Raw genomic sequence first — 12418 nt, 5'->3', positions numbered from 1 at the left:
CATGGGGGTCCGGGGACATCCCCCGGTAAGCGCAGTATCAGCCAATCGGAAGCACGGGAAGAGATGTCGGCACCGAACAAGTCGTACGACCCAGTCGAGGTCGAGGCACTGAAACCGGAAGAGATCGAGCGCATGCGGGACGAGGCGTTCGCCGCCTTTGCCGCCGCCGGTGACCTCGACGCGCTCGCCCAGGCGAAGACCGCGCACACCGGAGGTACCTCGCCGCTGTCGCTCGCCAACCGCGAGATCGGCGCACTGCCGCCGCAGGCCAAGGCCGAGGCGGGCAAGCGCGTGGGCCAGGCCCGCGGCGCCGTCTCCAAGGCCCTCGCCGCCCGTCAGGCGGAGCTGGAGGCCGAGCGGGACGCCCGCGTGCTGGTCGAGGAGGCGGTGGACGTCACACTGCCCTACGACCGCACCCCGGCCGGCGCCCGCCACCCGCTGACGACCATCATGGAGCGCGTCGCGGACGTCTTCGTGGCCATGGGCTACGAGGTCGCCGAGGGCCCCGAGGTCGAGGCGGAGTGGTTCAACTTCGACGCCCTGAACTTCGTGCCCGACCACCCGGCCCGGCAGATGCAGGACACCTTCTTCGTCCAGGGCCCCGACGGCGCCAGGAACGACGAGTCCGGTGTCGTGCTGCGTACCCACACCTCGCCGGTCCAGGCCCGCTCCCTGCTCGACCGGGAGCCGCCCGTCTACGTCGTCTGCCCCGGCCGGGTCTACCGGACCGACGAGCTCGACGCGACGCACACCCCGGTCTTCCACCAGATCGAGCTGCTGGCCGTCGACGAGGGCCTCACCATGGCCGACCTCAAGGGCACCCTCGACCACATGGTCCAGGCGCTCTTCGGCCCGGACATGAAGACCCGGCTCCGGCCGAACTTCTTCCCGTTCACCGAGCCGTCCGCCGAGATGGACATGGTCTGCTACGTCTGCCGCGGCGCGTCCGTCGGCAACCCGGACCGTCCCTGCCGCACCTGCGGCAGCGAGGGCTGGATCGAGCTCGGCGGCTGCGGCATGGTCAACCCCAAGGTGCTCATCGCCTGCGGCGTCGACCCCCAGAAGTACAGCGGATTCGCCTTCGGGTTCGGCATCGAACGGATGCTGATGTTCCGCCACAACGTAGAAGACATGCGAGACATGGTCGAGGGTGACGTCCGGTTCACCCGGCCGTTCGGGATGGAGATCTGATGCGCGTCCCGCTTTCCTGGCTGCGGGAGTACGTCGACCTGCCGGCGACGGAGACCGGCCGTGACGTACAGGCCAAGCTCGTCGCCGTGGGTCTGGAGGTCGAGACCGTCGAGCAGATCGGCGCCGGCCTCAAGGGCCCGCTGGTCGTCGGACAGGTACTGACCATCGAGGAGCTGGAGGGCTTCAAGAAGCCCATCCGCTTCTGCACGGTCGACGTCGGCAGCGCCAACGGCACCGGCGAGCCGCAGGAGATCGTCTGCGGCGCCCGCAACTTCGCCGTCGGCGACAAGGTCGTCGTGGTCCTCCCGGGCGCCGTGCTGCCCGGTGACTTCGCGATCGCCGCGCGCAAGACGTACGGCAAGACCTCGCACGGCATGATCTGCTCCACCGACGAGCTCGGCATGGGCGACGACGGCACGCACGGCATCATCGTGCTGCCGCCGGAGCACGAGGTGGGCACCGACGCGATCGAGCTGCTCCAGCTCGTCGACGAGGTCCTGGACATCGCCGTCACGCCCGACCGCGGCTACTGCCTCTCCATGCGCGGCGTCGCCCGCGAGACCGCCATCGCGTACGGGCTGCCGCTGCGCGACCCGGCGCTGCTGGACGTGCCCGCGCCGAACGCGTACGGCTACCCGGTCAAGGTCGCCGACCCGATCGGCTGCGACCGGTTCACCGCGCGCACCGTCGTCGGCCTGCAGCCCGAGGCCCGCTCCCCGATCTGGCTGCAGCGCCGGCTGCAGAAGGCCGGGATGCGCCCGATCTCGCTCGCCGTCGACATCACCAACTACGTGATGCTGGAACTCGGCCAGCCGCTGCACGCCTACGACCGCACCCGCGTCGACGGGCCGATCGGGGTGCGCCGCGCCCAGCAGGGCGAGAAGCTCACCACCCTCGACGGCACGGTCCGCGTGCTGGACGCCGAGGACCTGGTCATCACCGACAACCGCGGGCCGATCGGCCTCGCGGGCGTCATGGGCGGTGCCAACACCGAGATCGCGGACGTCCAGGACGGTGAGCACCAAAGCACCGAGGTCGTCATCGAGGCCGCGCACTTCGACGCGATCTCGATCGCCCGGACCGCGCGCCGCCACAAGCTGTCCTCCGAGGCGTCCAAGCGCTTCGAGCGCGGCTCCGACCCGCAGGCCGCGGCAGCCGCCGCGCAGCGCACCGTCGACCTGCTGGTGCTGCTCGCCGGCGGCACCGCCGAGGCCGGGGTCACCGAGGTCAGCGCACCGTCCGTGCCCCGCACCATCGCGATGCCCGCGAACCACCCCGACCGGGTGGCCGGCGTCGACTACGGCCGCGAGACCGTCGTACGCCGCCTCCAGGAGGTCGGCTGTGACGTCTACGGGCAGGACGAGCTGATCGTCACCGTGCCGTCCTGGCGCCCCGACCTCAGCGAGCCGAACGACCTCGCCGAAGAGGTCATCAGGCTTGAGGGTTACGAGAACCTCCCGTCCACCCTCCCGACCCCGCCGTCCGGCCGCGGTCTCACCGACCGCCAGCGGCTCCACCGCAGGATCGGCCGGGCGCTCGCCGGGGCCGGCTACGTCGAGGCGCTGAACTACCCGTTCATCGGCGACGCCGCCCTCGACCAGCTCGGGCTCGACGCCGACGACGCCCGCCGCCGTACCGTCAAGCTGGTCAACCCGCTCTCCGACGAGGAGCCGGCTCTGCGCACCACGCTGCTGCCGGGCCTGCTCGGCGCACTGCGGCGCAACGACGGCCGCGGCAGTCACGACCTCGCGCTCTTCGAGACCGGCCTGGTCTTCCGGCCGACCGGTACCGAGACGAAGGCCGTACGGCTGCCCGTCGACCGCCGTCCCACCGACGAGGAGATCGCCGGACTCGATGCCGCGCTGCCGCGTCAGCCGCGCCGGGCCGCGGTCGTCCTCGCGGGCGCCCGTGAGCAGGCCGGCTGGTGGGGCAAGGGCCGCCCGGCCGACTGGGCGGACTCCATCGAGGCCGCCCGTACGATCGCCCGCGAGGCCGGTGTCGAGGTGACCGTCCGGAGCGACCGGCACGCGCCGTGGCACCCGGGCCGCTGCGCCGCGCTGTACGTCACGGTGAACGGCGAGGAGACCTTGTTCGGACACGCCGGTGAGCTGCACCCGCGGGTCGTCAAGGACCTCCACCTGCCCGAGCGCACCTGCGCCATGGAGGTCGAGCTCGACGTCCTGGAGCAGGCCGTCGACGGCGCGCTCCAGGCGCCCCGGATCTCCACCTTCCCGGTGGCGACCCAGGATGTCGCGCTGATCGTCGCGGAGAACGTCCCGGCCGCCGACGTGGAGCGGGCGCTGCGCGAGGGTGCGGGCGAACTGCTCGAATCGGTGCGGCTGTTCGACGTCTTCACCGGTGAGCAGATCGGTGCGGGCCGCAAGTCCCTGGCGTACGCGCTGCGCTTCCGCGCGGCGGACCGCACGCTGACCGTGGACGAGGCCTCGGCCGCGCGCGACGCGGCGGTGGCTCTGGCCGCCGAGCGGACGGGCGCGGTGCTGCGGGGCGCGTAGCGTTTCGCGGGAACACAGCCAGGAGGGGCGCATCCGGTGACCGGATGCGCCCCTCCCGCATGCTCGCCGAGCGGCGAGGACCGCACGCGGGCCCCGGCGCGGCCCGGGGGAACCCGGCTCCGAGCCGACCCCGCAGCCACCCTCCGATCCATGGGCAGTGGGTCGTGCGGTCCGGCACCGTCCGCGCTGCCACGGAGTGTCGGGCAGGTCGGCAGAACGGACGGCGCGGGTGCGGGTCGTCGTACTGTACGAGGGGGAGCAGACGACCCGTCCGCCCCTTGCGAGACGACTGATTCAACCGATCCGCGCACCGGCGCAACAGGGTGCGCAGCGGGACGGTTCGGGCATTGCGTTCACACCCCGTGTGAATCGTGCTCCACTGGTGCGACACGCCTCGGCGTGCCGAACCACCGGAGGGGCACATGGGGGCAACGGAACCCAACATTCTGCTGGCTGCCCTGATCGAGGAGGCGGGCGTCTCCCGGGCGGGTCTTGCCGCGCACATCAACCGGGCCGGCCGCTCCCGCGGACTGCGCCTGCGGTACGAACACACCGCGGTGGCCCGCTGGTTGAAGGGCCAGCGCCCGCGCGGCCAGGTGCCCGACCTGATCTGCGAAGTGCTCGGGAACCGGCTGAGCAGGCCCGTCTCACTGGACGACATCGGCATGGCGACCCCGGGCACCGGCTCGCCGGTGCCCGCCTCCTCGCTCACCGGCTTCGTCGAGCGGGCCACCGCGCTGTGGCGCTCCGACGAAGCACAGCGCCCGCACGGCCTCGTCCCGCCCGCCGTCACCGGAACCTCGGCGGTGATGCCCGTCTGGGAGTGGGAGAACCCGCCGGAGGACACCGATGTCTCGCGCGGCGGACCGACGCGCGTCTGCATGGCCGACATAGTGACCCTGCGCGCGGCCCGTACCCACTACGAACTGATGTACCGCCGGGCAGGCGGAATCGCGACCCGATCCCGCATCGTCGGCTTCCTCAACGCCGAGACCGCCCCGTTGCTGCGCGGCGGCTACAGCGACGCGATGGGCCGCCGACTGCACCGGGCGGCGGGCGGTCTGGTGGCGGTCGCGGGGATCTGCGCCTACGACTCCGACGCGCACGGGCTCGCCCAGCGCTACTTCCACCAGGCGCTGCGGCTGGCGAAGGCGAGCGGGGACCGGGGGCTCGGCGGCTATGTGATCGCCCTGCTGGTCAACCAGTCGCTCCATCTCGCCGACTACCGGCAGTCCGTGGCCTTCGCCCAGGCGGCGCTCCGGGCCGCCAAGGGACACATCAGCCCGGCGCTCGCCGCCGACCTGTACGCGATGCAGGCCAAGGCGTACGCCCGTCTCGGCGACGCGGGCGGCGCCCGGGAGTGCATCCGGCGCGCCGAGGCGGAGGCCGAGCGCATCACGCCGGACCATGAACCGGACGAGACGGGGTACGTCCAGCCGGGCCTGGTCGATGTGCAGGTGGCCGAGGCCCTGCTCGGCATCGGCGATCTGCCGGGGGCCCGGGAACACGCGGCGAAGGCCGTACGGATCCCGGCGCACGACCGGGGACGGGTGCACCGGCTCGCCATGCTGACCCATATCGAGCTGCGCCAGGGCGAGCCGGACCGGGCGGCGGCCACGGCCGCGGAGATGGCGGAGCGGGCCAGGGGCATGGAGTCGCGGCGGCTGCGCGACCGGCTGCGTGCCGTGCGCGAGGACCTGGTCGCGAGCGGCTGCGCCGACGCGGGGCGGGCCGCCGAACTGATCGACGGAGCGTTGCGCGTACCGCTGTGAGTGCGTACTCGGCTCGTAGTGAGTGCGTATTCGGCTCGTACTCGCGGGGACCGGTACGTTCCGTTCAGGTGCCGCTCCTGCTGCGATGTTGCCACCTACTTGTCGAAGGGTGGCAAAACCGTGCAATGGGCGAACCTGAACGAACAAACTGTGTATGAGAACCGATGGTTCCGGGTCAATCTGGCAGATGTGGTCATCCCCGACGGCCGCCATCTCGACCACTTCGTCATCCGGCTCCGCCCCGTCGCGGCGGCCACCGTCGTCAACGAGGCCGATGAGGTGCTCCTGCTGTGGCGGCACCGGTTCATCACGGACAGCTGGGGCTGGGAGCTCGCCGCGGGCGTCGTCGAGGACGGTGAGGACATCGAGGCCGCCGCCGCCCGGGAGATGGAGGAGGAGACCGGCTGGCGTCCCGGGTCGCTGCGCCCGCTGCTGACCGTGGAGCCGTCGAACGGCCTCACCGACGCCCGGCACCACCTCTACTGGTCCGAGGAGGCCGACTGGACCGGCCCGCCCAGCGATGCCTTCGAGTCCTCACGCCGCGAGTGGATACCGCTCAAGCTGGTGCCCGACATGATCGCCCGCGGCGAGGTCCCGGCCGCCGGTATGGCCGCCGGACTGATGGTGCTCCATCACTTGCGGCTGGGGTGAGGCGTCCACTCACGGCCGGGGTGAGGCACCGCGGAACCGCGTACGGGGCCGGCCCGGGGATCGCCCGGACCGGCCCCGTACGGGCACGGCGGAAGGGTCAGGAGTACGGGTAGAAGCCCGAGCCCGTCTTGCGGCCGAGCCTGCCCGCGTCCACCATGCGCTGGAGCAGCGGGGGAGCGGCGTACAGCGGCTCCTTGAACTCCGCGTACATCGAGTCGGCGACCGAGGCCACCGTGTCGAGACCGATCAGATCGGAGAGCTTGAGCGGGCCCATGGGGTGGGCGCAGCCGAGCTCCATGCCGTTGTCGATGTCCTCACGGCTGGCGATCCCCGACTCGAACATCCGGATCGCGGAGAGCAGATACGGAATCAGCAGCGCGTTGACGACGAAACCGGAGCGGTCCTGGGCGCGGATCGGGTGCTTGCCGAGCACGTCCTGCACCAGGGCCTCGGCGCGCTTCACCGTCTCGTCGGACGTCGTCAGCGCGGGGATCAGCTCGACGAGCTTCTGCACCGGGGCCGGGTTGAAGAAGTGGATGCCGATGACCTGGTCCGGGCGGGAGGTCGCCACGGCCAGCTTCACCAGCGGGATGGAGGAGGTGTTCGAGGCGAGGATCGCGTCCTGCCGGGTCACGACCTGGTCGAGCACCTGGAAGATCTCGGTCTTGACCTGCTCGTTCTCCACGACGGCCTCGATGACGAGATCGCGGTCGGCGAACTCGCCCAGGTCCGTGGTGAAGCTCAGCCGAGCGAGTGTCTCGTCGCGCTCCTCGGCAGTGATCTTGCCGCGCTCGGCGGCCTTCGAGAGGGAGTTGTGCAGCCGGGTACGGCCGATCTCCAGCGCCTCACCGGTGGTCTCGGCCACCATGACCTCGAGACCGCTGCGCGCGCACACCTCCGCGATACCCGCGCCCATCTGGCCACAGCCCACCACTCCGACGCGTGCAATGTCGGCCATAGAGTCCGTCACCTCGTGCCTTTCGCTGTTCTGCGTGTCGCAGGTTCCCGTCTGATTCCGGTGCCCGCCCCGACCCCCCGACGTTACTCCGCGACCTGAGGGTCATCGTGGGCCGGGGCGGGCATGCTCTGCGTTACGCCCGGATACCGGGGCGGCGGACGCGAACAGAGAGACGGCAGGTGCAGCAAAATGCGGCAATGGGGCCGAAGAGGCTTTGTGGCGGGTGCGGCGGGAGTGGTCGCGGGGGTGGTGAGCACCGTCACCACGGCCGGTGACGCCGTCGCGGTTCCGCCCCGGCGGACCGGTGCCGAGCGGACCGGCGCACCGGCGCGCACGGGTGGCCGCCATGTCGCACGGCGCGAGCTGCGCGGCATGTGGGTTGCCACCGTCGCCAATCTCGACTGGCCCTCGGCGCCCGGCCTGACGGCGGCCGCGCAGCGGGCCGAGCTGATCGCGTACCTCGACGAGGCGGTGGCCCGGCGGCTGAACACGGTCATTCTCCAGGTCCGGCCGACCGCCGACGCGCTGTGGCCCTCGCCCTACGAACCGTGGGCCCAGTACCTCACCGGCGTCCAGGGCAAGGACCCCGGCTGGGATCCGCTGGGCACCGCCGTCAGCGAGGCGCACCGCCGCGGCCTGGAGCTGCACGCCTGGTTCAACCCGTACCGGGTCGCCAACCACACCGACCCGTCCCGGCTGGCCGCCACCCACCCCGCCAGACTGCACCCCGACTGGGTCCTGCCGTACGGCGGGAAGCTCTACTACAACCCCGGAATTCCGGAGGTCCGCCGCTTCGTCCAGGACGCGATGCTCGACGCGGTCCGCCGCTACGACATCGACGCCGTGCACTGGGACGACTACTTCTATCCGTACCCGGTGGCGGGGCAGGTCTTCGACGACGACGCCACGTACGCCAAGTACGGCGCGGGCTTCCGGGACAAGGCCGCCTGGCGGCGCGACAACACCGACAGACTGGTGCGCGAGACCGCCGAGCGGATCAAGAAGATCAAGAAGAACGTCCAGTTCGGGATCAGCCCGTTCGGTGTGTGGCGCAACGCCGCGACCGACCCGCTCGGCTCCGACACCAGGGCGGGGGTGCAGACCTACGACGATCTGTACGCCGACACCCGCGGCTGGGTCCGGAAGGGCTGGATCGACTACATCTGCCCGCAGATCTACTGGAACATCGGCTTCGCCGCCGCCGACTACGCCAAGCTGCTGCCCTGGTGGAGCGAGGTGGTACGCGGCACGGAAGTCGACCTGTTCGTGGGGGAGGCGCTCTACAAGGCCGGTGACCCCGCACAGCCCGCCGCCTGGCAGGACCCGGCCGAACTCTCCCGGCACATCGACTTCGCCGCCGGGTACGACCAAGTGCGCGGCCACGTCTACTTCTCCGGGAAGGACGTGGTCAGGGACCGGATCGGGGCGATGGACCGGGTGGTGGGCGACCACTATCGCAACCGGGTGCGCCCACCCCGCTGACAGGAGGAGCGGAGCAGGCGCAACGGGTGTTCGGGCGGGCTGCCGGTAACGGCTCGGCCCGCCCGGGGCCCGGGGCGAAGAGCAGTGCCGACCGCCGGAGGCCGCTACGGAGTCTCCGGGGCCTGCTTCCGGGTGTCGGTGTGCTGTACGACGCTGTCGGGACCGGGTGAAATCAGGTGCTCGTGTCCGTCGGCGAAGCGGACGCGGTACGGGGGAGTGCCCCCGGCCCCGAGCACTTCGACGATCTCTGCGACCTTGTCGTGCTGCCCCACGGTCCTGCCGTGTATCAGCAGCCGGTCGCCCGTGTGTGCCTCCATCGGGACTGACCTCCTCACGGGTGGCGGTCCATGTCGACAAGTCTATGACCGAATGCCGACTTCGCCCGGCGGGAGGGAGCGCGGGCCGCTCAGCGCGGACTCCGGGCGCGCCCCGCCCGCTGGGTGACCGCGATGCAGACGAGCACCGCGAGCGCGGCCACCGGCGCCGCCGCCGAGGCCGTCTCGCCGAGCAGGAAGAACGACCACACCAGGGTCAGCAAGGGCTGCGCGAGCTGGAGTTGGCTGGCCCGCGGCACCCCGATCTCCGCCATCCCGCGGTACCAGACGTACAGACCGAGGAACGTCGAAACGGCTGCCACCCAGACCAGACCGATCACCCCGTGTGCCGTCAGCCGCACCGGCTCGGCCGGCAACGCGACCGCCGCCCCCACCACCGCGAGCGGCAGGCAGAGGACCAGCGCCCAGCCGACCACCTGCCAGCCCGGCATGACCCGGGCCAGCCTGCCGCCCTCCGTGTACCCCGCCGCGCACACCAGCAGCGCGCCGAACAGACAGAGATCGCCACCGGACAGCTCACCCCCGCTCTGCTGCACGGTGAACACGATCACCACGGCCGCGCCGGCCAGCGCCGCGGCCCAGAAGGCGCGTGGCGGCCGCGCGCCCGTCCGCAGCGAGGAGAACACCGCCCGAGCCTGCGGGTGGGGGCGCTCGCCGCCCGCGGCCCGGTACTGGGCCGGCTGCGGGCCATCCAGGTCGTCGACAGCTTCTTCGTTCCCCGGCCGCTCCAGGAGGCCGCGCTCGAACTCGTCGGATCCCCGGCCTGGGGCCACCACCTGCGTTCCGTGTCGACCGCGCTGAGGAACCGCCGCACCGCCATGACGACGGCCCTGAGCCCGGAACTGCCCGCCCTCACGCTCCAGCACATCCCCGCCGGCGGCGGCAGCCTGTGGCTGCGCCTGCCCGAAGCGGAGGCCGGTACGGACGAATCCGCGGTGGTCTCGGCGGCCCTGCGCGCGGGCGTCGCCATCGCACCCGGCCGCCCGTACTTCTGCGCGGAACCCCCGTCCCCGCAGATCCGGCTGAGCTACGCCGCGGTCGCCGGGGCGGCCGAGATCGCCGAAGGGATCCGCCGGCTGCGCACCGCCTGCGACGAGGTCCTGACCGGTTCCGGGGGCGGCCCCCGGTCCTGATCGGTGCTGCCCGCACGGTCCCTGAGAAGGCCGGTTCAAGCCAATCGAGGGCAGGTGCCGCGGGATCCGCCCCGGGCCGGGCCGGGACGGAAGAACTCGTGAAGGCCCTCTTGACCGGAAGGGTGTTCGGATCCACGATCACCGCCATGACTTCCAGAGTCTCGTTGGTCGCAGCGGCGCGCAGCTCCGGCCTGCTCGCCGAGCGCTTCGACGACGACCGGCCGCTCGACCACACCGGTCTGTACGAAATACGGCTTGCCGCGCCCGCCCTCGTGCCGCTGGGCGCCGCCGAGCTGCGCTACTGCTCACCGACCCCGCGCAGTCGCGCGACCGGCGACGCGCTCGGCTTCGCCCCGCTCGTCCAGCCGGCCCTGCGCGACTGCGACATGGGCCGCTGGCGCGGCTGCACCCTCGCCGACGTCACAGCGTGCGAACCCGCGGCGGTCGACGCCTGGCTCGCGGACCCGCGCTCCGCCCCGCACGGCGGTGAACCGCTGCTCGCGTTCATCTCGCGGATCGGGGGCTGGCTGGACACCCGCCCCGCGTGCGACGGCGCCATCGTCGCGGTCGCCGAACCGGCGGTCGTCCGGGCCGCGCTCGTGTACGCGCTCAAGGCCCCGCCGTCGACGTACTGGAACGTGGACGTCGGGCCGCTCTCCACGGTCACGCTCACCGGCGCGCCCGGCCGCTGGAGCCTCAGGCTCGAAGCGGGAGTCCGCTGAAATTTCCTGGAGACCCTCACGGCGAATTTCCGGGAGCACGGGGAATCGGGCGCGGCGGTCGCCGTACCGATCGGCGGACCCTTGGTCTGCCTCCGGGGCGGCCGGGCGGACGGCGCCCGCATCCGGCCCCGGGAGCGGGAGACGCTGGTCAGCGTCCGATACGCGAACAAGGGCGACCGCTCGGTGCGCCCTGGTCCTCGCCGACCGGGGCCTCGCAGGCCTCGGCCCCCCCGGTCGCCGCGCACTGGCCGGAATTCACCGCGGCGGGGGCCGGTGCGCCGGACACACCGACGCCGGGGCCGCCGGTGTGTCCGGCGGCCCCGGCGGCTCGCTCAGCCGTCCTCCAGCGAGGCGGCGATCAGGCTGAGGGCCTCGGCGATGCCCCTCTCGGCGGCTGCCTTGTCGATGCCGAGCCCCGTCAGCACACCGGTACCGTCCTCCTGCTCCAGCAGCGCGAGCAGGATGTGCTCGGTCCCGATGTAGTTGTGGCCCATCCGGAGGGCCTCCCGGAACGTCAGCTCCAGTGCCTTGCGGGCCCCGGCGTCGTACGGGATGAGCTCGGGCAGCTCGCCGGACACGGCCGGGCGCAGCGCCTCGGTGGCGGCCTGGCGGACGGCCTCCAGTGTGATGCCCTGGGCCCTGATGAACGCTGCGCCGATCCCTTCCGGCTCGCTGAGCAGGCCCAGCACCAGGTGCTCGGTGCCCACCTCGTCGTTGTGTGCCGCGCGGGCCTCGTTCTGCGCGGCCATCACGACGTTCCTGGCCCGCTCGGTGAAGCGGCTGAACCCCTGGCTGGGGTCGAGATCCGACACCTCGCCGGGGTCCTTGGCCACGAACCGCTTCTGGGCCGCCTGCCTGGTCACCCCCATGCTCTTGCCGATATCGGTCCAGGAGGCGCCCGAGCGCCGGGCCTGGTCCACGAAGTGTCCGATCAGATGGTCGGCCACGTCACCGAGGTGGTCCGCGGCGATCACCGCGTCGGAGAGCTGGTCGAGGGCGTCGGTGTGCACCTTTTTGATGGCCTCGATCAGGTCGTCGAGGCGCACGGGATTGGTCGGGCGTACGGGATTCACCATGCGTCAACCGTAGGTTGACAGTCCTGAGGTGTCAACCATCAGTTGACAGTGGGTCGGCGGGGCGATGCATTGCAGAAGACGCATGCCTCCCAGTACGCCGGCGCGCACAGCACGCGGTGCCGTACGCACGAGGCCATGGCGGCCTCCTCCGGGCCGGGAAAGGGGGGATCGCCGCATTGCCGCCCGGCGCCGGCGGGGTCGAAAGCCTCGACCATCTCCCGGTACTGCCGCAGATATCCCTCGGCGAAGGGCGGTTCGTAGCCCAGCTCGTCCCACCGATGTCTGCGCAGGGCCAGATCGAGCACCCGCAGGACGAAGTCCTTCGCCGCGGCCCGCTCGCGCGGGGAGCGGCCCCAGTCGATGTCCTCCAGGTCGAATCCGACCACCCCGCGCCCCAGGACGCACTGGTCCTGCAAGGTCAGCAGGGTGGCGAAGCGGTACTCCCAGGTGCTGTCGGCGAGATCGGACACGGCCAGCATGAGCACGTCGACGAAGACGTCCGTGCCCCCGTTGGACAGGTCCAGGCTGCGGCCCCCGCCGTGGAAAATGTTCCCCATCCCGACACCGTAGCGAGCGGAGCGGGAG

At 71.9% G+C, this 12418-nt stretch carries 10 protein-coding genes and 2 pseudogenes; 7 read left to right on the top strand and 5 right to left on the bottom strand.

What is annotated here, in order from left to right; translation table 11 throughout:
* Window positions 1-63 precede the first annotated feature (63 nt).
* From pheS to OG978_RS08605, 4 genes are all read left to right on the top strand, one after another.
* A complete protein-coding gene (gene pheS / locus OG978_RS08620; protein ID WP_326764629.1) occupies window positions 64-1191 on the top strand; it encodes a phenylalanine--tRNA ligase subunit alpha in 1128 nt (375 codons plus the stop codon).
* Window positions 1191-3704 (top strand): phenylalanine--tRNA ligase subunit beta, encoded by a 2514-nt coding sequence (pheT, locus tag OG978_RS08615; RefSeq protein WP_326764628.1) that lies wholly within the window; start codon window positions 1191-1193, stop codon window positions 3702-3704. Before pheS ends, pheT begins: the two co-directional genes overlap by 1 nt.
* Before the next feature lie 422 nt (window positions 3705-4126).
* The gene (locus tag OG978_RS08610) at window positions 4127-5476 is read left to right on the top strand and encodes a transcriptional regulator (RefSeq protein ID WP_326764627.1); all 1350 of its coding nucleotides are present in this window, start codon (window positions 4127-4129) and stop codon (window positions 5474-5476) included.
* A gap of 120 nt (window positions 5477-5596) precedes the next feature.
* Complete coding sequence (locus OG978_RS08605) at window positions 5597-6127, top strand: NUDIX domain-containing protein (RefSeq protein WP_326764626.1); 531 nt, start codon at window positions 5597-5599, stop codon at window positions 6125-6127.
* Window positions 6128-6224: 97 nt separating this feature from the next.
* On the opposite strand, the gene OG978_RS08600 is transcribed toward OG978_RS08605, so the two are convergent.
* On the bottom strand, window positions 6225-7085 hold the full coding sequence (locus OG978_RS08600) for a 3-hydroxybutyryl-CoA dehydrogenase (RefSeq protein ID WP_326764625.1): 861 nt from the start codon (window positions 7083-7085) through the stop codon (window positions 6225-6227).
* Between the two features lie 189 nt (window positions 7086-7274).
* On the opposite strand from OG978_RS08600, the gene OG978_RS08595 reads away from it, so the two are divergent.
* A complete protein-coding gene (locus OG978_RS08595) occupies window positions 7275-8567 on the top strand; it encodes a glycoside hydrolase family 10 protein (RefSeq protein WP_326764624.1) in 1293 nt (430 codons plus the stop codon).
* Between the two features lie 104 nt (window positions 8568-8671).
* Here OG978_RS08595 and OG978_RS08590 read toward each other — a convergent pair whose 3' ends face one another.
* Together OG978_RS08590 and OG978_RS08585 are read right to left on the bottom strand one after the other, a co-directional pair.
* Entirely contained in the window at window positions 8672-8884 is a 213-nt protein-coding gene (locus tag OG978_RS08590; RefSeq protein WP_326764623.1) for a DUF1918 domain-containing protein, read from the bottom strand.
* An 89-nt stretch (window positions 8885-8973) separates the two neighbouring features.
* Window positions 8974-9531: pseudogene (locus OG978_RS08585) on the bottom strand (DMT family transporter); the annotation flags it as partial.
* On the opposite strand from OG978_RS08585, the pseudogene OG978_RS08580 reads away from it, so the two are divergent.
* Together OG978_RS08580 and OG978_RS08575 are read left to right on the top strand one after the other, a co-directional pair.
* Window positions 9532-10035, top strand: a pseudogene (locus OG978_RS08580) (PLP-dependent aminotransferase family protein); the annotation flags it as partial.
* A 146-nt stretch (window positions 10036-10181) separates the two neighbouring features.
* Window positions 10182-10757, top strand: coding sequence for a histidine phosphatase family protein (locus tag OG978_RS08575; protein WP_326764622.1), 576 nt, complete (start codon window positions 10182-10184; stop codon window positions 10755-10757).
* A gap of 332 nt (window positions 10758-11089) precedes the next feature.
* Here OG978_RS08575 and OG978_RS08570 read toward each other — a convergent pair whose 3' ends face one another.
* Both OG978_RS08570 and OG978_RS08565 read right to left on the bottom strand, forming a co-directional pair.
* On the bottom strand, window positions 11090-11833 hold the full coding sequence (locus tag OG978_RS08570) for a Clp protease N-terminal domain-containing protein (protein WP_326764621.1): 744 nt from the start codon (window positions 11831-11833) through the stop codon (window positions 11090-11092).
* Window positions 11834-11871: 38 nt separating this feature from the next.
* Window positions 11872-12390, bottom strand: a complete 519-nt coding sequence (locus OG978_RS08565) for a hypothetical protein (protein ID WP_326764620.1) — start codon at window positions 12388-12390, stop codon at window positions 11872-11874.
* Between the last annotated feature and the right edge of the window lie 28 nt (window positions 12391-12418).

The sequence above is a fragment of the Streptomyces sp. NBC_01591 genome (assembly GCF_035918155.1).
Classification (GTDB): domain Bacteria; phylum Actinomycetota; class Actinomycetes; order Streptomycetales; family Streptomycetaceae; genus Streptomyces.
Note: the sequence above shows the minus strand (reverse complement) of the source record. Positions and strands in the feature narration are given on the sequence as shown.

Coding starts and splice junctions, on each gene's coding strand:
- OG978_RS08600 (WP_326764625.1), bottom strand. CDS start 7,085: ATGGCCGACATTGCACGCGTCGGAGTGGTGGGCTGTGGCCAGATGGGC.
- OG978_RS08575 (WP_326764622.1), top strand. CDS start 10,182: ATGACTTCCAGAGTCTCGTTGGTCGCAGCGGCGCGCAGCTCCGGCCTG.
- pheS (WP_326764629.1), top strand. CDS start 64: ATGTCGGCACCGAACAAGTCGTACGACCCAGTCGAGGTCGAGGCACTG.
- OG978_RS08590 (WP_326764623.1), bottom strand. CDS start 8,884: ATGGAGGCACACACGGGCGACCGGCTGCTGATACACGGCAGGACCGTG.
- OG978_RS08570 (WP_326764621.1), bottom strand. CDS start 11,833: ATGGTGAATCCCGTACGCCCGACCAATCCCGTGCGCCTCGACGACCTG.
- OG978_RS08595 (WP_326764624.1), top strand. CDS start 7,275: ATGCGGCAATGGGGCCGAAGAGGCTTTGTGGCGGGTGCGGCGGGAGTG.
- OG978_RS08610 (WP_326764627.1), top strand. CDS start 4,127: ATGGGGGCAACGGAACCCAACATTCTGCTGGCTGCCCTGATCGAGGAG.
- OG978_RS08565 (WP_326764620.1), bottom strand. CDS start 12,390: ATGGGGAACATTTTCCACGGCGGGGGCCGCAGCCTGGACCTGTCCAAC.
- pheT (WP_326764628.1), top strand. CDS start 1,191: ATGCGCGTCCCGCTTTCCTGGCTGCGGGAGTACGTCGACCTGCCGGCG.